21 protein-coding genes are annotated in these 22,941 nt (G+C 49.9%); 14 read left to right on the top strand and 7 right to left on the bottom strand.

All coding sequences use genetic code 11. The annotated features are described in order from the left end of the window. The first annotated feature begins 73 nt into the window (after window positions 1-73). A complete protein-coding gene (locus GQ52_RS13020) occupies window positions 74-619 on the top strand; it encodes a DUF1439 domain-containing protein (protein ID WP_235273359.1) in 546 nt (181 codons plus the stop codon). 8 nt (window positions 620-627) lie between these two features. On the opposite strand, the gene GQ52_RS13015 is transcribed toward GQ52_RS13020, so the two are convergent. Beyond that, entirely contained in the window at window positions 628-1,020 is a 393-nt protein-coding gene (locus GQ52_RS13015; protein WP_047518265.1) for an Mth938-like domain-containing protein, read from the bottom strand. A gap of 173 nt (window positions 1,021-1,193) precedes the next feature. Between GQ52_RS13015 and GQ52_RS13010 the strand changes: the two genes are divergently transcribed. The 5 genes from GQ52_RS13010 (at window position 1,194) to GQ52_RS12990 (ending at window position 6,788) form a co-directional block, all read left to right on the top strand. After that, a complete protein-coding gene (locus GQ52_RS13010; protein ID WP_024929935.1) occupies window positions 1,194-2,420 on the top strand; it encodes a pyridoxal phosphate-dependent aminotransferase in 1,227 nt (408 codons plus the stop codon). 57 nt (window positions 2,421-2,477) lie between these two features. Continuing rightward, window positions 2,478-3,791: a homoserine dehydrogenase gene (locus GQ52_RS13005; protein WP_047518264.1), complete on the top strand. Its 1,314-nt coding sequence runs from the start codon at window positions 2,478-2,480 to the stop codon at window positions 3,789-3,791. 43 nt (window positions 3,792-3,834) lie between these two features. Continuing rightward, complete coding sequence (gene thrC, locus GQ52_RS13000) at window positions 3,835-5,268, top strand: threonine synthase (RefSeq protein ID WP_047518262.1); 1,434 nt, start codon at window positions 3,835-3,837, stop codon at window positions 5,266-5,268. 20 nt (window positions 5,269-5,288) lie between these two features. After that, window positions 5,289-6,083, top strand: a complete 795-nt coding sequence (locus tag GQ52_RS12995) for a thymidylate synthase (protein ID WP_047518260.1) — start codon at window positions 5,289-5,291, stop codon at window positions 6,081-6,083. A gap of 177 nt (window positions 6,084-6,260) precedes the next feature. Next, on the top strand, window positions 6,261-6,788 hold the full coding sequence (locus GQ52_RS12990) for a PepSY domain-containing protein (protein WP_019882068.1): 528 nt from the start codon (window positions 6,261-6,263) through the stop codon (window positions 6,786-6,788). Window positions 6,789-7,107: 319 nt separating this feature from the next. Here GQ52_RS12990 and GQ52_RS12985 read toward each other — a convergent pair whose 3' ends face one another. Beyond that, window positions 7,108-8,217: a GntR family transcriptional regulator gene (locus tag GQ52_RS12985; protein ID WP_235273357.1), complete on the bottom strand. Its 1,110-nt coding sequence runs from the start codon at window positions 8,215-8,217 to the stop codon at window positions 7,108-7,110. A 363-nt stretch (window positions 8,218-8,580) separates the two neighbouring features. Here GQ52_RS12985 and GQ52_RS12980 point away from each other — a divergent pair, with 363 nt between their 5' ends. Beyond that, window positions 8,581-10,452 (top strand): PQQ-binding-like beta-propeller repeat protein, encoded by a 1,872-nt coding sequence (locus tag GQ52_RS12980; RefSeq protein WP_047518257.1) that lies wholly within the window; start codon window positions 8,581-8,583, stop codon window positions 10,450-10,452. Between the two features lie 105 nt (window positions 10,453-10,557). Here GQ52_RS12980 and rsgA read toward each other — a convergent pair whose 3' ends face one another. The 3 genes from rsgA to GQ52_RS12965 are packed head-to-tail and all read right to left on the bottom strand — an operon-like array spanning window position 10,558 to window position 12,978. After that, complete coding sequence (rsgA, locus tag GQ52_RS12975) at window positions 10,558-11,433, bottom strand: ribosome small subunit-dependent GTPase A (RefSeq protein WP_019882072.1); 876 nt, start codon at window positions 11,431-11,433, stop codon at window positions 10,558-10,560. A 1-nt stretch (window position 11,434) separates the two neighbouring features. Further along, a complete protein-coding gene (locus GQ52_RS12970) occupies window positions 11,435-11,734 on the bottom strand; it encodes a cytochrome c (RefSeq protein WP_019882073.1) in 300 nt (99 codons plus the stop codon). Beyond that, entirely contained in the window at window positions 11,731-12,978 is a 1,248-nt protein-coding gene (locus GQ52_RS12965; protein WP_047518255.1) for a M48 family metallopeptidase, read from the bottom strand. The genes GQ52_RS12970 and GQ52_RS12965 overlap by 4 nt, the downstream gene beginning before the upstream one ends. A gap of 101 nt (window positions 12,979-13,079) precedes the next feature. On the opposite strand from GQ52_RS12965, the gene orn reads away from it, so the two are divergent. Then, window positions 13,080-13,664, top strand: coding sequence for an oligoribonuclease (gene orn / locus GQ52_RS12960; RefSeq protein WP_019882075.1), 585 nt, complete (start codon window positions 13,080-13,082; stop codon window positions 13,662-13,664). Window positions 13,665-13,828: 164 nt separating this feature from the next. On the opposite strand, the gene glgA is transcribed toward orn, so the two are convergent. Next, window positions 13,829-15,280, bottom strand: coding sequence for a glycogen synthase GlgA (glgA, locus tag GQ52_RS12955; protein WP_047518253.1), 1,452 nt, complete (start codon window positions 15,278-15,280; stop codon window positions 13,829-13,831). Between the two features lie 89 nt (window positions 15,281-15,369). Between glgA and crcB the strand changes: the two genes are divergently transcribed. Continuing rightward, window positions 15,370-15,747: a fluoride efflux transporter CrcB gene (crcB, locus tag GQ52_RS12950; protein ID WP_024929945.1), complete on the top strand. Its 378-nt coding sequence runs from the start codon at window positions 15,370-15,372 to the stop codon at window positions 15,745-15,747. A 69-nt stretch (window positions 15,748-15,816) separates the two neighbouring features. Here the strand turns inward: crcB and GQ52_RS12945 are convergent, their stop codons facing one another. Beyond that, window positions 15,817-18,516: an Rne/Rng family ribonuclease gene (locus GQ52_RS12945; protein ID WP_047518251.1), complete on the bottom strand. Its 2,700-nt coding sequence runs from the start codon at window positions 18,514-18,516 to the stop codon at window positions 15,817-15,819. 618 nt (window positions 18,517-19,134) lie between these two features. Here GQ52_RS12945 and GQ52_RS12940 point away from each other — a divergent pair. The 5 genes from GQ52_RS12940 (at window position 19,135) to GQ52_RS12920 (ending at window position 22,936) form a co-directional block, all read left to right on the top strand. Beyond that, entirely contained in the window at window positions 19,135-20,253 is a 1,119-nt protein-coding gene (locus GQ52_RS12940; RefSeq protein WP_019882081.1) for a pseudouridine synthase, read from the top strand. Between the two features lie 63 nt (window positions 20,254-20,316). Further along, the gene (locus GQ52_RS12935) at window positions 20,317-20,970 is read left to right on the top strand and encodes an HAD family hydrolase (RefSeq protein WP_024929948.1); all 654 of its coding nucleotides are present in this window, start codon (window positions 20,317-20,319) and stop codon (window positions 20,968-20,970) included. Then, entirely contained in the window at window positions 20,967-21,317 is a 351-nt protein-coding gene (locus GQ52_RS12930; RefSeq protein ID WP_047518250.1) for a Rieske 2Fe-2S domain-containing protein, read from the top strand. The genes GQ52_RS12935 and GQ52_RS12930 overlap by 4 nt, the downstream gene beginning before the upstream one ends. A gap of 86 nt (window positions 21,318-21,403) precedes the next feature. Next, window positions 21,404-22,384 carry a S49 family peptidase gene (locus GQ52_RS12925; RefSeq protein ID WP_019882085.1) on the top strand — a complete coding sequence of 327 codons (981 nt, stop codon included), beginning with the start codon at window positions 21,404-21,406 and terminating at the stop codon, window positions 22,382-22,384. A 99-nt stretch (window positions 22,385-22,483) separates the two neighbouring features. Beyond that, on the top strand, window positions 22,484-22,936 hold the full coding sequence (locus tag GQ52_RS12920) for a GNAT family N-acetyltransferase (RefSeq protein WP_235273349.1): 453 nt from the start codon (window positions 22,484-22,486) through the stop codon (window positions 22,934-22,936). The last annotated feature ends 5 nt before the right edge of the window (window positions 22,937-22,941 follow it).

The following is a 22,941-nucleotide window of genomic DNA, read 5'->3' as shown; positions in this document are numbered from 1 at the left end:
CGATCTTATCGTATGCAGTCTGCATGATTGTCAATTTTTGTCGAATGTTGCAAGTGTTAAATAAGGCTTACAAATGCGTCTTTTAAAAGGCTTCTGTAGTGTAGTTTTGCTAGGATTATTGCTGACTCACTGTGTGAGTATGGGCGATCGTACAGTGAAAATGAACACCGCCCAGTTACAGCAAAAACTCAATCACAAGCTGGCAAAGCCGCTGACTGTGATGAAGGTGTTTCATGTCCAGCTGTCTAATGCGCTGGTTTCACTGGATCCGGCATCGGGCAGAATTCATACCTTGATGGATGCCAGTGTGCAAAGTGATTTGTTATCCAGCGCCACCACCGGCAAACTGGGTGTATCGGGTTTGGTCAAGTTTGACCAGGCACGCAATGCGGTTGTGCTTGACCAGCCTGCCGTGGATTCCTTCAAGCTGGATGGCGCCAATAGCGAGTGGAATGGCCTGGTGCAGCAATTGGCGCAAAGCCTGAGTGGAAAGTGGCTGAACCAGCTGGTGTTATATGAAGTCAAGCCTGAGGATTTAAGCTACGCGGGGCGTCAATATCAGCCAACGGATTTGCAAGTGACGGCTGATGGTTTACAGGTGACGCTCAAGCCGCAGTAGTCAGGCGTTTATACGGATTCTGCCAGGTGGGATTCCAGTAGCAGGGCCGCAACTACCTTGCGGCCTTCAGCGGTCAGGATGTTGAAGGTGCGGCAGGCCGCAGCCGTGGTCATGCATTCTACGGCGATGTGCGCTGACAGGAATGCCTGTGTATGCCGAGGATGAATAAAACGCTGTTTATCGCCCGTACCTAGCAATACCACCTCCGGACTAAAATCCAGTATCGCCGCTAATTGCTGTGCATCCAGTGATTCCCATGCCCCCTGAAACCAATCTGTACTTAAGGCCTGTTCGCTGACAATCACTGGCTGCGCATAGCGCTGGCGATTAATGATCACCGCGTCGCTATCGACGCCATTAATTTGATATTGCTGTTCGCTGGTATGTAGGTGTAGTTTCATAAGCTGTAATCGTGACGCGCCTGCAAATTGCCCGTGATGAAAATTCCGTTTAAATCTACCGATTCAGAGTCTGGCAAAGGCCTAAGGTTCATTGATGTAGCAAGGGTTTGCAGGTAGAATGAAAGTTTTACTTTAAGAGCTTAACACACGCCAGATGTGTTTGTTAACCAGCGATGAAGCCAGTCAATAAATCCAGCAAACTCAGTAATGTCTGTTACGACATCCGCGGCCCGGTATTGCAACGCGCGCGCCAGATGGAAGAAGACGGACAGCGCATTATCAAGCTGAACATCGGTAACCCGATGCCATTCGGCTTTAATGCGCCAGAAGAAATCGTTCAGGACGTGATCCACAATATGGATCACGCCTCAGGCTATACGGATTCCAAAGGTTTGTTCGCGGCGCGCAAAGCCATCATGCATTACACCCAGCAAAAGAATATTGCGGGCGTGACCATAGACGACATCATCATCGGTAACGGTGTATCCGAGCTGATTGTGATGGCCATGCAGGGCCTGCTCAATAATGGCGACCAGATTCTGGTGCCTATGCCGGATTACCCTTTATGGACGGCAGCGGTGAACCTGGCGGGCGGCACGGCGCGGCATTATGTCTGTGACGAGCAATCCGGCTGGTTGCCTGACTTGGCTGATATTGAAAACAAGATCACGGCCAATACCAAAGGCATCGTGATTATCAACCCGAATAACCCGACTGGTGCCTTATACCCCAAGGAAACACTGGAAGGCATTATCGAGATCGCGCGTCACCATGGCCTGGTGATTTTTGCTGACGAAATTTATGACAAAGTGCTGTACGACGGCAATACACATACCTCTATCGCCTCACTGGCCGATGATGTGCTGTTTGTGACTTTTAACGGCTTGTCTAAAAACTATCGCGCCTGTGGCTATCGCTCAGGCTGGATGATTATCTCCGGCGATAAAAAAGATGCCAAAGATTATATCGAAGGCTTAAACATGTTGGCCTCCATGCGCTTGTGTGCCAATGTGCCGGGGCAGTTGGCCATTCAAACTGCGCTTGGTGGTTACCAGAGTATTAACGACCTGGTGGCACCTAGCGGTCGCTTGTGCAAGCAGCGTGATTTGGCCTATGACATGTTGACCGCCATGCCGGGTGTGACCTGTGTCAAACCGGCGGCGGCCATGTATCTGTTCCCCAAGCTGGATCCGGAGATGTATCCGATTGAAGATGACCAGCAGTTTATTCTCGATCTGTTGCTGGAAGAGAAAGTGTTGCTGGTGCAGGGCACCGGCTTTAACTGGAAAACACCTGATCATTTCAGGGTGGTTTTCTTACCCAATGTAGACGACTTGACTGAAGCGATGACGCGCATAGGCCGCTATCTGGATAGCTATCGCAAGAAGCATGCAAAATAAAGAAACATTCAAAATATAGGTAAGCGTGCGCGCAAGCCATTAATGGTGAGTATGAGTATGAAAGAATTAAAAGTAGGGTTGTTGGGCATAGGCACAGTGGGTGGCGGTACCTATACCGTGATCACGCGTAACCAGGCAGATATCGTACGCCGTCTTGGTGGCAATATCCGTATTGTGCAAGTGGCTGACCGCAATCTTGAGCTGGCAAAGCAAGTGACTGGCGGCCAGGTGGCCGTGACTGACGATGCCTTCGCGGTGGTGAATAACCCGGAAATCGATGTCGTCGTCGAGTTGATTGGCGGCTACACCGTGGCTAAAGAGTTGGTGTTAACCGCGATTGCCAATGGCAAGCACGTGGTGACCGCTAACAAGGCCTTGCTGGCTGTGCATGGCAACGAGATTTTTAAAGCCGCGGCTGACAAAGGCGTGATCGTCGCCTTTGAAGCGGCGGTAGCCGGTGGTATTCCTATCATCAAGGCTTTGCGTGAGGGCTTAAGTGCCAACAAAATCGAATGGGTGGCGGGCATTATCAATGGCACGACCAACTTTATCCTGACTGAAATGCGTGACAAAGGCCTGGCTTTTGCCGATGTGCTGAAAGAAGCGCAACGTCTGGGCTATGCCGAGGCAGATCCGACCTTTGACGTGGAAGGGATCGATGCCGCGCATAAGCTGACGATTATGGCCAGCATTGCTTTTGGCATGCCGATGCAGTTTGAGCATGCGTATACCGAAGGTATTACCAAGCTCACCATTAAAGATATCCAGTATGCGCAGGAATTGGGTTACCGCGTGAAATTGCTGGGCATCAGTAAAAAAGCTGAAGCCGGTGTTGAATTGCGCGTGCATCCGACGCTGATTCCTGAAAAGCGCCTGATTGCTAACGTAGATGGCGCAATGAACGCTGTTGTGGTTAAAGGCGATGCAGTTGGCCCAACGTTGTATTACGGTGCCGGTGCCGGGGCTGAGCCGACCGCTAGTGCGGTAGTGGCTGACCTGGTGGATATTGCGCGTTTGCAAGGCACCAAGGCTGAGCAGCGTGTGGCTTATTTGGGCTATCAGTTAGACCAGCAGCAAGTGTTGCCGATTTTGCCGATTGCCGAAGTGCATTCAGCCTACTACCTGCGCTTGCGTGCTTCTGACAAACCAGGCGTGATGGCAGATATCACCAAGGTGCTGGCGGATCTGCAAATCTCGATTGATGCCATGCTGCAAAAAGAGCCTGCCGAGGGCGAGTCAGAAGCGGATATCGTGATTCTGACGCACACCACGCAAGAGAAAATCATGGATACAGCGATTGCCAATATTGAGGCGCTGCCTGCCATCGCAGCTGGTGTGACGAAAATCCGCATGGAAGCACTGTCACGCTAACTGACATTTTTGATGCCATGTTTTATGCCATAGGTTAAATGCAATGAAATATATCAGTACCCGCGGGCAATCGCCTGCTTTAACATTTAGTGAAATTTTGCTGGGCGGCCTGGCACCAGACGGTGGTTTGTACCTGCCCGAGCAATATCCGCAGTTCAGTGATGCTGATCTGAACGCCATGCGCGGTATGAATTACCGTGAACTGGCCTTTGCCATCCTGTCGCGCCTGGTGGACGACAGCGATATTCCGCATACAGACCTGAACGCGATCATTGATAAAACCTATCGTGCCGAAGTCTATCAATACGCACGTGCCGGCCAAAACGCTGCAGACATTACGCCTACGCTCAAGCTGGAAGATAATCTCTACCTGTTAAGCCTGTCCAACGGCCCAACATTGGCGTTTAAAGACATGGCCATGCAGTTGCTGGGTAACCTGTTTGAATACGTGTTGGCTAAAACCGGCCAGACCACCAATATCCTGGGCGCGACTTCAGGTGATACTGGTTCCGCCGCTGAATACGCCATGCGTGGCAAACAAGGCGTGCGCGTCTTTATGTTGTCGCCATACCAGAAAATGAGCCGTTTCCAGACCGCGCAGATGTTCAGCCTGCAAGACGACAATATTTTCAATATTGCTGTGAAGGGCGTGTTCGATGATGCGCAGGATATGGTGAAAGCTGTGTCCAATGACCACGCGTTCAAGGCGCAATATAAAATCGGTGCCGTGAACTCTATCAACTGGGGCCGTATTGCGGCGCAGATTGTGTACTACTTCAAAGGCTATCTGGCTGTGACTACTAATAACAGCCAAAAGGTCAGCTTTACCGTGCCTAGCGGCAACTTCGGTAATATTTGCGCCGGACATATTGCGCGCATGATGGGGTTGCCAATTGACCAGTTAGTGGTGGCCACCAACGAAAATGATGTATTGGACGAGTTCTTTAATACCGGCGTTTATGCACCGCGTGGCTCAGCCAATACTTACCATACTTCCAGCCCGTCCATGGATATCAGCAAAGCCTCTAACTTCGAGCGTTTTGTCTATGATTTGGTCGGCCAGGATGGTGATAAAGTGCGCGAGTTATGGTCTGCGGTGGATGCTGGCGGCAAGTTTGATTTAAATGCGCAAGGTTATTTTGCCAAGGTGGCTGGTTTTGGTTTTGTATCTGGCCATAGCAATCACGCCAGTCGCATGCAAACCATACGCGCGACCAAGGAAAAGTATGGCGTGACCATTGATACGCACACGGCAGATGGCCTGAAAGTAGCGCTGGAGCATCGCAAAACAGATGTGCCTATGCTGGTACTGGAAACCGCGTTGCCGGCCAAGTTTGAAGATGCCATTGTCGAGGCTTTGGGCGAAGTGCCTGAGCGTCCTGCCAGCCTGGCGGGCCTGGAAGACTTGCCACAAACCTCAACGGTAATGGATGTCAGTGTCGATGCCATTAAAGCCTTTATCATCGCCAATACTTAACGCTTAGCGGGAGCCGGTCTATGCAGCAGTATCATGATTTATTGAACCACGTACTTGCGCATGGTCATGTGAAAACGGATCGTACGGGCACTGGCACCACTTCGGTATTCGGCTACCAAATGCGCTTTAACCTGGCTGAAGGCTTCCCGCTGCTGACAACCAAAAAAGTCCATTTGAAATCGATTATCCACGAACTGTTATGGTTCTTGCAGGGCAGCACCAATATTGCTTACCTCAAAGAGCATGGCGTTAAAATCTGGGATGAATGGGCAGACGAACAAGGCAACTTGGGTCCGGTGTATGGCTATCAATGGCGCAACTGGCCCAAGCCGGACGGCACGCACATTGATCAGATCACACAAGTGGTTAACCAGATCAAGAACACGCCTGATTCGCGCCGTTTAATCGTTTCCGCCTGGAACGTGGCGGACGTCGAGCGCATGAAGTTGCCACCTTGCCATGCATTTTTCCAATTCTATGTGGCGGATGGCAAACTGAGCTGCCAGTTGTATCAGCGCAGCGCAGATATTTTCCTGGGCGTGCCATTCAATATCGCGTCTTATGCCTTGTTGACCATGATGGTGGCGCAGGTATGTGACTTGCAGCTAGGCGATTTTGTGCATACCCTGGGCGATGCGCATATTTACAGCAACCATATGGAGCAGGTTAAAGAGCAATTGTCGCGTACGCCGCGCGCCTTGCCTAACATGCGCATTAACCCTGAGGTGAAAGATCTTTTCGCCTTCAAGTTTGAAGATTTCAGCTTGGAAAATTACGACCCGTATCCGGCCATTAAGGCGCCAGTCGCGGTGTAGGCCAGTGGGCTGCTTGCTTATTAAACGGCTGTTTGTAGCCATTTTGTTAACAAGGTGTAATATTTTAAAAAGCTTACTGCGTTTTTGATATCCTTTTCGCGTTATGAATTCACGAAGCATGCGTCCCTAGCGCGTGTTTCGCGTTTTTCATTCATGACTTTAAACAAGGAGATCATTATGCAAATGAAAGCGTCATTACTAGCAGCCGCGTTATGCGGTGTGTTATCCGGTCAAGCATTCGCCGACCACGAAACCATTAAACCAAAAGCTTACGACAGCCTGGGCAAGTGCGTAAAAGCGGCATTGTCCAAGCACGACGGTAAAATCGTTAAGCTTGAAGCCAAATCTGAGCGCAAGCACTTGGTGTACGAGTTTGACGTGCAATCCAACGATGGTAAAGCTTGGGACATCGAGTGCGATGCGAAAACAGGCAAAATCACTGAAGTAGAAGAAGAAGTGACTGCAGATGACGAAAGATTCAAGGCTTTGGCCAAAGTTTCTGAAGCAGATGCCAAAGCGACGGCATTGGCTGCACATCCAGGCAAAGTGGTTGAAGTTGAGTATGAGTTAGAGCCAGACGGCAAAGCTTCTTACGAATTTGACATCCTGGAAGCTGACAACGAAGAAGTTAAAGTAGAAGTGGATGCAACCACCGGCAAAATCGTGGAAACCAGCTACGAAGTGTATCAAATCGGCCAAGAGTAATCTCTGATTCCTCTGTTTGTTGCCAATGAAAAGGCACCGCAATTGCGGTGCCTTTTTTGCATGAGATCAATATGCAAGTGAGGGAGTGTCTACCCCGATACCAGCTGATATGCAGTCTGCTGGTATCGGTCCTAGTGATAGCTCACTCCCATTCACTGTTTAGCATTTAACGTGCCACGCCGCGAACAAAATTTAACTGAATGATTAAAAAGCCTATTTTTGATGTACATAGGAGTTTTTCCTGAGTTTTAGGTGGTTGATATAAGCCAGATTGGTTGTTATGTGAATGCTGTGAGCCGGCAATCTTTTTGCCCTCAGCTTAAGTTTGCTGTAAAAAGCGATGAATGGTCGTCAGCAACTTTTTATATTCTCCGCGTTTAATGAGTTCGCTTTGCGCCAGCATATTGAGTAGGGATGATTGCTGTTGCTGCACATTGAGTTCGTTAATAAAATCGCTTGAAAAACCAAGGTTACTGGCCAGGTAGCATAAGTTAAACATGTCACAACACTCTCCATACAAGCTGCCAAGCAATATGCTTTTGGCGTATCTGCTGGATAGCGGTTGATGTTGTTGCACAAACGGCAGTTGTGAGCGCTGATCGTCAATCAGCAGCAAGCGATAATCGGCCAGTTTTTGTGCAACCAGTGCCTGTACACTTTCTATGGTCTGCGCCTCGAAAAATGTCGATGTGTCGCACCATAATGCGGACACTGGATAGTTGATGCAATATTTTTCAACTTGCTCTATAAAACCGTGTGCCTGGCCGTCTGCGATGTCAGGCAGGCGCAGTACCTGTATGCCATGTTTTACCAGGCTTCTTTCCAGCTCTATGCTTGCGCGATGGTCTAATAACAGGCATCCGTCTGTCAGGCTCAGGTGATGCATCAGTGCTGTCTGCAATACCGGCCAGGTGCCACAGGTGATATGGTCAGGTGAAACCAGGTAGCGTCTTTCGTGTGCGAGCAGGTTGGCCAGCATATGCTTGAGATTGAATAAGCCAGTCACGTCGTAGTCGTGCGGGCGTAATTTGTGCATGTGCAAGGCCACCCGGCGAATATGGTGCACCGTGGTTTTTTGGATTAATTGATAAATACTGCTGGAGGCACTGTCGAGTTCTGGTCGCGCATGTATTAATGTGCGCGGACGCGGTGGGCCAGGTGTTTCAGAACGTGGTGTCTGCGAGACAAAGGTACCACGCTTGGGCTGGGTATAAATCAGCCCTTGTGCAGAAAGCTCTTCATACACCCGCGAAACCGTTTTCCGGTTGATGCCCAAACGTTGCGCGATGTCGCGTGAGCTGGGCAGGGCGCTGCCGCCTAGCCAGGCACCGCCTTCTATCATGGCGCGGAAATGTTCTATGAGTTGCTGGTGGATGGAATGCGGGGAAGCTTTGTCCAATACCAGTGAGTAATGCCAGGGTCTCAGCACAGTCAGTGTCTACCTTCATAATCAAGTAAGCAGGCGCCGCCATTCACATTGGGCGACACCATTACCTGAAGGGCACACTAGGACATGGCCTTCGATAGCAAAATGATACAAAAAAAAAGCAATTCTATAAAGTTTTCGGAAAAATTCCTTATCTGGCCCATGAATAAAACCCAAAACTGGCTGGCTGTTTCGGGGGGCTATTTATATTACAGTTACAAGCGCTTAATCAAGTGACATCTATCCTTCACGGGATAAGTAACAGCTCTGGAAATCCTAGTGCCAGCGGCAACTTTAAGCACAGCGCAATTTTTAATTGCAATTTGTGATGGATCCTTTTGGGATTTTTCTTCCGGAGATATAACTATGATCAAAATGAAAACTGCTTTTGGTATTGCAGCCAGCGTCGCGCTTGCCTTGCCAGCAATGGCTTATGCTGCTGCTGACCAGGAAGCTGCAATGAAAGACTCAAACAACTGGGCACATCCACGTGGTCAGCACAATAACCAGGGTTATAGCGCACTGGCACAAATCAACAAAGGCAATATCAAAAACCTGAAAATGGCCTGGACATTCGCAACCGGTGTTAACCGTGGTCACGAAGGTTCTCCAATTGTGGTTGGCAACATGATGTACATCGTGACTGCTTTCCCTAACAACGTATACGCGCTGGATCTGAACGACAATCAAAAAATCGTTTGGTCCTATTTCCCGAAACAAGACCCAAGCGTGCAAGCAGTGCTGTGCTGTGACAACGTGACACGTGGCCTGGGTTTCGGCGATGGCAAAATCTATCTGCAACAGAACGATGGCTTGCTGGTTGCTTTGGATGCCAAAGATGGTAAAAAAGTATGGGAAGTGAAAAACACTGATCCTAAAGTGGGTGCAACTAACACTAACGCGCCACACGTGATCAAAGACAAAGTATTGACCGGCTGCTCAGGTGCTGAGTTCGGCGTACGTTGCTTTATCGCTGCATACAATGCAAAAGATGGTTCTTTGGCATGGAAGGCCTATTCAACTGGCCCGGATGCTGAAACATTGCATGATGCTAACACCAACAAAGACAATCCTTTGTACAACGCTTTGTCCGTTTACCAAGACGTGAACGGTGGTAACAAAGAGGGTGGTTCTTTCAAACGCCTGTCTGCTGACCAGATCAAAGGTGGCGAAAAAGAGCTGGGTACACGTACTTGGTTGAAACCACAAGCGATCAAAGACGGCTGGCAACATGGTGGCGGTTCCGTATGGGGCTGGTGGCCATATGATGCACGTACAAATCTGGTTTACTACGGTGCAGGTAACCCATCTGTTTGGAACCCAGACGTACGTCCAGGCGACAACAAATGGTCTATGACCGTGACTGCACGTGATCTGGACACTGGTGTCGCTAAATGGGCGATGCAAATGACGCCACACGATGAGTGGGACTATGATGGCGTAAACGAAGTGATCCTGTTCGATAAGGCTGGTAAAACTTACGCATGGCACCATGACCGTAACGGTTTTGCATACACATGGAACGCAAACACTGGTTCATTGATCGCTGCTGAAAAAGTACATCCATTTGTTAACTGGGCCAATAACGTTGACCTGAAAACAGGCGTGCCTGACAAACTGGCTGCAGCCTCTACGCACCAGGACTACAACGCTAAAGGCATTTGCCCAGCGGCTTTGGGTACTAAAGACCAACAGCCTGCTGCTTACTCTCCAAAAACAGGTTTGATGTATTCTCCACTGAACCACGTATGTATGACATACGAGCCAGTTGAGTCCAAATACGTTGCTGGTCAACCATGGGTTGGTGCGACATTGACCATGTTTGCCGGTCCAGACGGTGTGATGGGCGGTTTTGCTGCTTATGACCCAATGACCAACAAAAAAGTCTGGTACAACAAAGAGAAGTTCTCTGCCTGGAGTGGTGCGCTGACGACAGCTTCTAACATTGTGTTCTATGGTACCTTGGATCGCTGGTTCAAAGCGGTTGACGCACAAACAGGTAAAGAACTGTGGAAATTCCAGGTTGGTTCTGGTGCGATTGGTAACGCCTTCACCTATGGCAACAAAGGTAAGCAATACGTCGGTATCTTGTCTGGTATCGGTGGTTGGGCTGGCGTTGCGATGAATTTGGGTATGACCACTGACACCGATGCACTGGGTGCTGCTGGTGGTTACAAAGAGTTGACTAAGTACAACGCTGCGCCTGGCGGCGGTGCACTGAACGTTTTCTCACTGTAATGCGACAGTAAGCTCACACGTAGCAATACGTGTACTCAAAAAACACCCTGCTTCGGCAGGGTGTTTTTTTTGTGCGCAAGCTGATAAAAAATAGCAGTGTGGCGTTTAGCCGTAGATTTGTACGGTGTTTTCAGCGCGGATTTGCTGGAAAATCTGCAAGCGTTCAGGCGCGATGTTGCCCGATGCTAGTGCTTGCAAAATAACGCACTCCGGCTCATGGGTGTGCGTACAATTATTGAATTTACAATGGCCAATCAATGGCCGGAATTCGACAAATGCATACTCCAGGTCAGCTTCATCGATATGGTAGAGGCCAAACTCCTGTAATCCGGGTGAGTCAATAATGGCACTTTCACTATCCAGATGATACAAATGCGTCGCCGTGGTGGTATGTTTGCCGCTATCGAGGGTGGCACTGATTTCCTGCGTTTTACTACGTGCCTCAGGTAAGAGGCTGTTAATGATGGTCGACTTGCCCATGCCAGACTGGCCGACCAGTACACTGGTGTGACCACTCAGTAAAGGTTTTAAGCTGTCTACAGACTCTTTGGCATTGAGTTGCAGGGTGTGATAACCCAGCGCTGCATATTGCGCCAGCTTTTGCATGGCTTGCGGATTAGGTAAATCACATTTGTTGAGGATAATCACCGCGCGTATGCCTGCGGCCTCAGCCGCGACCAGGCAACGATTCAGCAGGTCCTCATAGAAGCTGGGCTGGGTGGCCAATACAATCAGGATTTGCGTGACGTTAGCCGCCAGAATTTTGCTTTTGAAGGCGTTGCTGCGGTAGAGCAGGGTATTGCGTTCTGCGGTTTTTTCGATCACGCCTTCCTTATCAGCCGTTAAGGTCACTGTGACCCTGTCGCCTGCCGCGTTATCGACTTTTTTGCCGCGGGTGACGCAACTGAGAATGCGGCCATCTGGCAATTCAACGTTATAGCGCTTGCCATAGGCAGCGACAATGAGACCTTCTTGAGACATGCTAGAAATGATAGTAGGAGTGATTTAAGTACTGTACCACTTGCTGCTCTTCATCATCAAACCATTTCAGGTTAAGCATGGTATTACAGTTGGTGACTTGGGCTTTTAGGCCATTCAGTGAGCGCACTTTACGGTAATCGCGTGTGTAAATACCACTGCCATCTCCGCCATAACTGCTGGCGTGGCAACTGATACAATGTGCGTCTACCAGTTTTTTACCTGCTTGCAGCGGGCTATCCGCAGCGCTTGCGTTGAAACTGGCAAGCGCCGGGAGCAGGCTGATCAGCAGGATGTGTTTCATGCGTAAGTTTGCAGTTTGGCAATGCGCAGGCTGGCAGGTGGATGCGAGTCGTAGAACGCTGAGTGTAATGGATCAGGTGTCAGCGTAGAAGCATTGTCGCGATACAGTTTGACCAGTGCATCAATCAAAAATTGTGGTCGGGATTGTTGTGCCGCATAGTGGTCAGCCTCAAATTCGTTGGTGCGCGAATAAGCGGCTAACACCGGGCGCAAAATGAACATAAACACAGGCGAAACCAGCACAAACAACAGCAATGCCATATGGTTACTGGCCTCTGCCACGCCCAGGCCGGTAAAGAACCACTCTTGCTGGATCAGGTAACCCAGCAGCGCCAGGCCTAGCAGACTCAGGCCAAACATCATGATGATGCGTTTAATCACATGCTGATGCTTGAAGTGGCCCAATTCATGTGCAAGTACGGCTTCGATTTCGTCGGCGCTGAGTTTTTCCAGCAGCGTATCAAAAAACACCACGCGCTTGTTTTTGCCAAAGCCAGTGAAGTAGGCATTGCCGTGACCTGAACGTGTTGAGCCATCCATCACAAACAAGCCCTGGCTGGCAAAACCACATTTTTGCAACAAGGCTTCAATGCGCGCCTTCAGGGATTGATCTTGCATGGGCGTAAACTTGTTAAACAAGGGCGCGATCCAGATCGGGTAAACTGCCAGCATAAACAGGTTAAATGCGCTCCAGATCAGCCACAGATAGAGCCACCACCAGTCGCCAGCCCCTTGCATGAGCCACAGCGCAATAAAGAGGATAGGGCCACCAAGCAGCAGGCCAACAATGGTATGTTTTACCAGGTCACCAAAAAACATGCCGCGTGACATTTTATTAAAGCCGAATTTTTCATCTACGTTAAAGGTCTGGATGTAGTCGAATGGCAGAGTAGCTGCGCCAGAAATTAACATGGCGGAGCAAATGACCAATGCGCCGCGAATGATCTCGTGCGCTGGTAACCATTGTTGCCAGGCCTGGTCGAGCATCTGCAATACGCCGCCCAGTGTCAGGGCCAGTAAAATAACAGATTCCACCACTGTTTCATTCAAACGTAATTTGACCTTGGCTGTGGTGTAATCAGCTGCGCGCTGATGGGCCTCCAGGCTGATGGTTTGATCGAATGCTGCGGGCACTTGTTGACGATGTTGCTGAATGTGGCGGATATGGCGCAGCCCCAGCCAGACACGGATAGCAAGGCTAACGACAATCACAGCGACAAAAATTTGAGTAAAGAGTGCGGACATGGCAATGGGTGATTTGTGAGTGGTGACGGTTAGCTATTTTGATGGATTTATATCCACCTTGTTCACTGAACTGAATATAATGTTTCATTTTAATGGAAATCATGACGAGAGGCACACAATTGGCAAGTAATCAGGACAATTTAATCTGGCTGGATATGGAAATGAGTGGTTTGCTGCCTGACACAGACCGCATTCTCGAACTGGCCGCCGTCGTCACCGATGCGCAACTGAATGTGATTGCAGAGTCTCCGGTGCTGGTCGTCCATCAATCGGATGCTGTACTGGATGGCATGGATGCCTGGAACAAAGGCACACACGGCCGCAGTGGCTTGATTGATAAAGTCAAGGCGTCCACTTTGGATGAAGAGGCCGCAACCGATGCCATGTTGGCATTTTTAAAAGAGCATGTGCCTGCAGGAAAATCGCCGATGTGTGGTAATTCTATCTGTCAGGACAGGCGTTTTATGGCGCGTTATATGCCGCGTCTGGAAGCATTTTTTCACTATCGCAATCTAGATGTGAGTGTTTTCAAAGAGTTATCCCGCCGCTGGCGCCCGGATATCTATGCCGGGTTTAAAAAGGCCAGCCGTCATGAAGCATTGGCTGATATTTATGAGTCGATTGATGAGCTGAAGTATTACCGTGAACACTTTTTGAATATGACACCGCCAGCCAAGGCTGAGTAACGATTCAAAAAATCTGCATTCAGCAAAAAACACAGCGAAAAAAAAGACGCCTATTTGGCGTCTTGAGGGAGGAGAAGTTAGCTTTGGAGAAGCTTGATTAGTAATTAGCAGCTTCTGTGCCAACTTTTCTTCACCTTTTCGTCAATATCTGTAAGTAATTGTTTTTAAATATCTAACAAGTCCTGGTATAGCTCAAAGTAGTGTTTTGCACTCGTTTCCCAGCTGACATCCTGTCGCATTGCCTGTTTTTGCAGCTGTTGCCACTGACCAGAATTGGCATAAATATGTACGGCTTGCCTTAATGTGACCAAAAGTGTCGATGGATTATTTTCCGGCATTACCAATCCTGTCATCGTTTCAGGTAATGTGCCATCAGCCATGACGGCGCCGCCGTGCACAGAATCTGCCAGGCCGCCAGTATTGGCGACCAGCGGAATCGTGCCGTAACGCAAACCATACATCTGGTTCAATCCACAAGGTTCAAAGCGCGAAGGCATGACAAAAATATCTGTCCCGGCCATGATGCGATGTGACAGCGGTTCGTTGTAGCCGATGGTGACGACCACTTGCCCGGGATATTGTCGCATCAATGCCAGATATTGCTGCTCCAGCGCGGGCTCGCCGCTACCAAGCACTGCTAGCTGACAGCCGCTGGCTAGCAGCTCGTGCGCGATGTCGGCCAGCATATCCAGACCCTTCTGGTGCGTGAGTCGGCTGACGACACCAAGCAATGGGCCAGTGGCGTCCTGATGCAATCCTAGCTCTGCTTGCAAGGCCTGTTTAACCAGTTTTTTATTGGCTAAGGCGCTGCTGGTGTAATGCGCCGGTAAATAAGGATCGCTTGCGGGATCCCACACTTGGGTATCTATCCCATTCAGTATGCCGGTTAAATCGTCGGTTCTGTGCTGTAACAAACCCTGAAAACCAAAGCCAAACTGCTCGGTTTGGATTTCTTTGGCGTAGGTTGGGCTCACGGTGGCAAGCGCATCTGCATAATATAGTCCGGCTTTCATAAATGACAGATGTCCATAAAACTCATAACCTGCGGGCTGAAAGTCTTGCTCGCTGAGCATGAGTCTATGCCGCCAGTCAGCATGAAAATTACCTTGAAACGCCAGATTATGAATGCTAAACAACGATTTGGCCGGGCTGGCCAGTTGCTGCAAGTAGTAGGGCGTCAGTCCGCTTTGCCAGTCGTTGCAATGCACCAGGTCTGGTAGCCATGGCTGTAGCATATTGGGGACGGACAGCATGGCGGCCACCTTTGATAGCAAACCAAAACGCAAGGGGTTGTCTTGCCACTCGCCATGTTGCGGGTGGTGGTAAGGGCCGCCTTCTCGGTCATACAGTGCCGGGTAGTCAATTAATAGCAGCGGGATGTCAGTACCGGGCAGGGTGGTTTGGTAGAGCTCGCAGCGTATATCGTGAAAGGCCTGTAGTGAACCAAGCAAGCGCGGCGCATCACACTGTGCCAGGATGCCGCGGTAGGCGGGCAGCAAAATTTGAACATCCAGGCCCGTAGTGGCCAAGGCTGCTGGGAGTGCACCACTGACATCTGCCAAACCGCCTGTTTTGATTAATGGGAAAATTTCTGAGGTAACAAATAGTAAACGCAAGGGAATCTCTTTAAATCAACAGGCGGTGGGAGCTGAATGCTTTAAAACTTATGATACATTGCCTGCTAACGTTTTAGAAGGGCAATAAAATGAAATCTTGGTTGATGGTCGGATTAGGTTCGGCATTGGGTGCATGGGCACGTTGGGGGCTCTCTATCTGGCTCAATTCGATAGGCATGATTCCCTTAGGTACCTTGATGGCAAATGCCATCGGTGGTTTTTTAATGGGCATTGCGTTAGCGCTTTTTCAGACCATGCCACAATTAAGCCATGAGTGGCGCTTGTTTATTGCAATGGGTTTTTTAGGTGGCTTAACTACTTTTTCTACATTCTCGGCACAAGCATTTGTGTTACTGCAAAAACAAGCTTATGTGTGGGTTGGGTTGCATATCTTCACGCATGTTGTGGTGTCTGTATTGCTGACGATTATCGGCTATTGGTGCGTCATGCGCTGGCAAGCAGCATAAGCCCATCGATGGTGTAAAAAAAGAGGGCCATCAGGCCCTCTTTTTTATGGCGACTAGTCCAGAGACTGGTTACTTCTGGGTTTCAACCATCACCAGGCTTGGTTCTTCGGACGCTTTTTCGTCTTTCTTCCACTTGGCAGCGTTACGTGGTTTTTTCGCTTTGGCTGCGGTTTCTGCTGAAGCTGCGACAGGCTCAGACTTGGTTTCTACCAATTGAATGCCTGCATCTGTGGCACCTTCATTGGTGCTTGCAGCAGTTGCCTTGGTGGTGGCTTTGCGTTTGCGCGCAGGTTTTTTCTGTGCAGTCTCTGCCGTTGCTTCAGTCTCTACAACGGCTGCTGCCGCAGTTTCAACCAGTTCGATCGCTGGCGCATCACTGCCTTCTGGCGCGCGTTTACCGCGTGCTTTGCTGGTTTTCCCACCACGTGAACGGCCGCGTGGTGTTTTTTCTGCGGCAGCTTCATCAGCTTGAGGCGCATCCGTTTTAGCCGTGTTTGGTGTATCAACAGCTTCAGTGCTGGCTGGTACAACCTCTGCTTTTACCACTGGTTCAGCGGCGGCCTGTTTGGCTTCTGTTTTAGCTACTGGCGCTGCAGTTTCCGCGACCACCACCGGGGCTGCATTGCTTGGTGCAACTGCCTCAGTGGCTGTGGTGTTGACTGCCGCTTCAGCATTTGCCTGGTTTGGCGCATCTTCACGTTGACGGCGATCACGGCGGCCATGACGGTTACGACGATTGCTGCGTTCACCACGCTCCTGTTTGTTTTCGCCAGTTGGTGAAGTTAATGCCGGTTGATTGGCATCTGCTTTCACTTCCTGTGACTGTTGCTGTTGACGGTCCTGTCTTTCTTTCTGCGCTGGTCTTTCCTGTTGCTGACGTTCCTGGCGAGGCTTGTTAGACGCGTTTTCCTGCTGTTCTTTAGGTTGACGCTCACCTGTTGGGCGATCGGTACGGTCTTGCTGGCGCTCGCGCTGGCGATCACGCTGGCGGTTGCGATTCTTGTTACGATCACGACCAGGCTCTTTGGTTTCGCGTGCTGGTTTTGCAACTTCTTGCACGGCTTCTTTTTCTTCCAGGCCCAACCAGGATTTAATCACGCCAAAGAATGACTTTTTCTGCTCGGTCACTGGGGCCGCAGCAGGTTTTTCTTCAACAATCGGTGCGGCAGTGGCGGGCGTAATACCTTTTACGACGGCCTCAGCCTTAGCTGGCGCAGCGGCTTGTTGCAGGCTGTGCTGGTAATCGGACTCGCTAGGCAGGTCTACCATTTTGTAGCTGGCCTGCATGGTGTCTTCATTCACATCGTCCAGGCGAATGCGCAAGATGTTGTAATTCGGGGTTTCCAGGTGAATGTTTGGAATCAGCACCACTTCAACGCCGGTACGTTGCTCGATTTTGTGGATGTCGGCACGTTTTTCATTCAGCAGGAAGGTCGCAGCTTCCACTGGCAACTGCACTTGAATAATGGCGCTGTTGTCTTTCATGGCTTCTTCTTGCGTGATGCGCAGAATATGCAATGCAGTAGATTCAATGCCACGGATATGGCCTGTGCCGTTACAACGTGGGCAGGTCATGTGGTTGGTTTCACCCAGGCTTGGGCGCAAGCGCTGGCGAGACATTTCGAGCAGGCCAAAGCGAGAGATTTTGCCCATTTGGACACGTGCACGGTCATGATGCAGGGCATCACGCAAGGCGTTCTCGACGTCACGCTGGTTGCGCTGGTTTTCCATATCAATAAAGTCGATGACTACCAGGCCACCCAGGTCGCGCAAGCGCATTTGACGCGCGACTTCTTCAGCAGCTTCCAGGTTGGTGTTGAACGCCGTTTGTTCAATATCAGCCCCTTTAATGGAGCGACCGGAGTTGACGTCGATAGACACCAGGGCTTCGGTATGGTCAATCACAATGGCGCCACCGGAAGGTAAACGTACTTCACGCGCAAATGCAGATTCGATTTGATGTTCGATCTGGAAGCGAGAGAACAGCGGAATTTCGTCCTGGTACAGTTTGACACGGGTGACGTTGCCCGGCATGACGTGATTCATAAACTGCAAGGCTTGCTCATGCACGTCAGCAGTGTCGATCAGGATCTCGCCAATATCCGCGCTGAAGTAATCGCGAATGGCACGAATCACCAGGCTGCTTTCCTGGTAAATCAGGTAGGCGCCAGGCTGGAAATTAGAAGCATCTTCAATCGCTTGCCATAATTGTGACAAGTAGTTCAAGTCCCATTGCAACTCTTCTGCGTTACGGCCAATGCCAGCGGTACGCGCAATAATGCTCATGCCGTTAGGCACGTCCAGTTGTGCCATGGTGTCGCGCAATTCGTTGCGCTCTTCGCCTTCCACGCGACGGGAAACACCGCCTCCGCGTGGATTGTTTGGCATCAGCACCAAGTAACGGCCAGCCAGTGAGATAAAGGTGGTCAGTGCCGCGCCTTTGCTGCCGCGTTCGTCTTTGTCTACCTGGACAATGACTTCCTGGCCTTCCTTGATCACATCCTGAATGCGGGCGCGACCTTCAGGCTTGTCCTGAAAGTAACTGCGGGCGATTTCCTTAAAAGGCAAAAAGCCGTGTCTGTCGGTACCATAGTCGACAAATGCGGCTTCCAGTGAGGGTTCGATGCGTGTGATCACGCCTTTGTAGATATTGCTTTTGCGCTGTTCTTTGCCAGCGTGTTCAATATCGAGGTCGATGAGTTTTTGTCCATCAACAATCGCAACGCGCAATTCTTCTGATTGCGTTGCGTTAAACAACATTCTTTTCATGTAAGGCTCCTAATCGAAGCTACAGAATAGACATGAGCGCAGGGCGGGCCGTGGTTATGAATTAACCACCAGAACTTAACGAGGAGGTGTGTGCAATGGCTTTTGCGATGCTAGTGTCTGGGTCTCAGCACAGCATGACAGGCATCAATATGCACACGTTTGAGTGTCAAAGCGCAGTGTGTGACTGCCCGCTGGATACTCGGTTTCTGCAAGGGTGCAGTGAGTGCGTGGCAGGTAGGTTGTCACCTGTATTATCCACCGCGATTGACTGCAAAAATAAAACCCTAAACAGAGGGTAATTTCGTTAAAATTCGGGTTTGGCAAACGCCGAGCTCATTTCTTTGTTTATTCTGCGTGAGCTTCGCGTTAAATCATTTCTAATTAATTATCGCTACTTGATGGCGAGCGGTATTCACCAAAATTTTTTTGATTCTGAATGCGCTGACTAGCCAGGAAAACCTGGCTTTTAAAATCTGGGCCCTGAAAACGCTGGGATTGGATGTCAGTGATGACGATAGCCTGCATGTATATATGACCGCTATCGCCTGAAAGAGCGATGATTCAGAATCTCGACAGTATATCTATAAGTCCTGATAAAGCAAAGCACGACCTGCAACTATGAGCTCACAATTTCGACCCTCGTCATTACCATCTGCGGAAACGGCTTCCAGCCTTGGTTCTGAGGCTGGACCCGCCAGTGATCGTGTCACTTACTTGCTGGTGGATGAAGCCTCGGAAACACAGCGCGTGGATAACTTTTTAGCCAAAGTGCTCAAAGGTGTGCCCAAGAGTCATATCTACCGTATTTTGCGTAGTGGTGAAGTGCGCGTGAATAAAAAGCGTGTCGACGCCGAACATCGTTTGCAACTGGGAGATGAAGTCAGGGTGCCGCCTATCCGCACGGCTGAAGCCGCTGCAAAACCGGATGCACCTGCGATTAAAGCTAAACTGGCTGAGCAAGTGATTTATGAAGATGACGCCATGCTGGCGTTGAATAAACCGTCTGGCATGGCCGTACATGGTGGTAGCGGCATCAGCCTGGGCGTGATTGAGCAATTGCGTTTGGAGCGGCCACAAGCCAAGTTCCTGGAACTGGTGCACAGGCTGGACCGTGAAACCTCAGGCGTATTGATGATTGCAAAAAAACGCTCGGCGTTGACTGCACTGCATGAAGCCATGCGTCATCACCACATGGATAAACGTTACCTGATATTGGTACAGGGGCAATGGCAAGAGGCCAAAAAGAAAGTCACGCTGGATTTGCAAAAATACGTGACGGAAAGTGGCGAGCGTCGCGTACAAGTGGTTGATGAGCCCTTGCTCAATGCAGAACCCGGCGGCAGAAAATCACTCAAAGCAAGTGGCCTGGTTGCCAAACGCCATGCTGCCAAAGGCAAGTTTGAGGTAGAAACGCAGACCTCTGAAACCTGGTTTTATTTGCAGGAGGTGCTGGGGCAATGCAGCTTTTTGCAAGCCAAGTTAATCACTGGCCGCACGCATCAGTTGCGCGTGCAATTATCGCATTTGGGATTCCCGATTTTGGGCGATGACAAATATGGTGATTTTGCCTTGAACAAGTTGTTAAGCAAGCAGGGCTTAAAAAGGATGTTTTTGCATTCCAGTGAAACACGTATTGCCCATCCGTTAACCGGAGAACCTTTGCACCTGGTCGCACCATTGCCAGCAGAACTGGAACATTTTCTGCAACAACAACGTCAACTTAAGTCAGTAAAGTAATCGTTCGCGATAGGCGACAAAGTGGCCAGTGTTGCCCGTAAAGTATATTAGGAAAATAACGCAGTGAAACAGTTTGATTTAGTGGTTTGGGATTGGGATGGCACCATTGCCGACTCGACTGGCATGATTACGCAGGCATTGATCAAAGCGGCTGATGAGGCCGGGTTGCCCGCACTGAGCGAAGAGCGCGCCCGTAGCATCATTGGCCTCGGTTTACGGGAGTCGATCGAGGTGCTGTATGGCGATATCCCCGAGTTCCAGGCGCAGGCGTTAGCAAACAACTACCAGCGTCTTTATTACGCCAACGAAAACAATATTTTATTGTTTGCTGGTATTGCAGACACGATTGCCACCTTAGACCGTAAAGGTTGCAAGCAAGCGGTGGCGACTGGCAAAGGGCGGCGTGGATTAAACACCGCGTTGCAGCAGTCAGGGCTGTCCAAATTTTTTAATGCAACGAAAACTGTCGATGAATGCTTTTCAAAGCCACATCCGCAAATGCTGGATGAACTCATGGACGATCTGGTGGTGATGCCTGAGCGTACGTTGATGATAGGCGACTCGCAATATGATATGCAAATGGGTAAAAATGCTGGCGTCATCACAGCTGCAGTCAGTTATGGCTCGCAAACAGCCAGCCATTTACAGCAGTATTCGCCAGATTACCTGTTTCACGATGTGGCAACATTAAGCGCCTGGTTGCTGGAACAAGCATGAGTGAGACCGCGTTAACGTTTAACAGCGATACCTTGCAGGAAAAAGGCGATGGCCTGCGGTTTGCCATGCCCATGTTAGGGCCGCATGCGACCGGTTTTCTGGTGCGTTTTGAAGGCAAGGCCTATGCCTATGTCAATCGCTGTGCCCATGTGCCGGTCGAACTGGACTGGGAACATGGCAAGTTTTTTAATATGACGCAGGAGTGGATTATTTGTGCCACGCATGGCGCGATGTATGCGCCACAAACCGGGCACTGTGTGGTCGGTCCTTGCCAGGGCAAGCGTTTATCTGCCATACCGGTGACAGAGGAAGCGGGTGTGATTAAGGTGCACCTGGATCAATTCTAGTGGGTTGTTTCGGGATTAAAAATAGAATCCTGGCAAACCGCTAAAAGTTGTTAGAATAGCTAAAATTTATTGACGAAAGTTGAGTTATGCAAGAAGAAAATCAGCAGTCATCTGACCCGAAACAAGCGAATCAATCGCCGGACTGGGCCATTCGTACGGTGGAGAAAATTGCGCTGGCCGGGCTGCAAGAGCAAAAGTCCGCCAGACGCTGGTCGGTATTGTTCAAGTCACTGACCTTTATCTACCTGTTTTTCCTGCTCATGACGTTTCTGGGCTGGGTGGGCCAAAACAAAAATGCCTCTACTGCGCATACGGCCTTGATTGACCTTTCCGGCGTGATCGAGGCAGGTGGCCAGGTCAATGCTGATGCGGTGATCAGCAGCCTGAATGATGCCTATGATAACAAAGGCACCAAAGGCATTATTTTGCGTATCAATAGCCCGGGTGGCAGTCCGGTTCAGGCCGGTATTATTAATGACGAAATTCACCGTCAACGTAAATTACACCCGGAAATTCCGGTGTATGCGGTGGTGGAAGACATTTGTGCATCTGGTGGTTACTACATCGCTGTCGCCGCTGATAAAATTTTTGTCGATAAAGCCAGTATCGTGGGATCTATCGGCGTGCTGATGGATGGGTATGGGTTTACCGAAGTCATGAAAAAAGTCGGCGTTGAGCGCCGCCTGATGACGGCTGGTGCTAATAAAGGCATGCTGGATCCGTTTTCCCCCGTGAATCCTAAGCAACAGGCTTTTGCACAAAGCATGCTGGATCAGATTCACCAACAGTTTATTACGGTGGTGCGTGAAGGTCGTGGCAGCCGCCTGAAAGAAAATGAAGAAACCTTTAGTGGTTTGTTCTGGAACGGCGAAGAAAGTATCAAATTGGGCCTGGCAGATGCACAGGGTAGCGCTGAATATGTCGCGCGTGAGGTCATTAAAGAGTCTGATATTGTAGATTTCACTTATCAGGAAACCGTGGTTGACCGTTTTGCCAAGAAGCTGGGTGCCAGCATGGCGCAGGAGCTGGGCGTGAGCGCCAAGAACCTGTTACCGACACTGCGATAACCTGAGCAATATATTTAAAAGGGACCTCGTGGTCCCTTTTTTATTGCTCATATCTTTAATTATTACCAGGCGAAAATAGAGATGCTTAAACAACCACTCGTGACAGTTAGACCAATCGCGTTAGAAGACTATGAAAGCTGGTGCCTGTTATATGCCGCTTATGCGGAGTTTTATGCCGTCAGGCAAACCTCCGCCATGCGCGACCAGGTTTGGCAATGGCTGCAACAATCTCCACCCGTGATTTATGCGCTGGTCGCGGAGAATGTTGAGGGGCAGGTATTAGGTTTTTTACATTACCGCGTATTTGTGCGGCCATTAGCGGCGTCACTGGGCGCTTATGTGGATGATTTGTTTGTCGTGCCGGAAGCCAGGGGGCAAGGTGTTGCGCAGCAATTGATTCAGGCAGTTGCCCAGATTGGACGGGAAAATAAATGGTCAGTGATTCGCTGGATGACTGCAGAAAATAACCTGCGTGCAAGAGCCTGTTATGACAAGCTGGCTGAACACACGCATTGGCAGACTTATGAAATTAAATTGCCGATATTAAATTGATACCA

The organism is Methylophilus sp. Q8 (assembly GCF_000800115.1).
GTDB lineage: Bacteria > Pseudomonadota > Gammaproteobacteria > Burkholderiales > Methylophilaceae > Methylophilus.
This window is presented reverse-complemented; position numbering and strand designations above follow the sequence as displayed.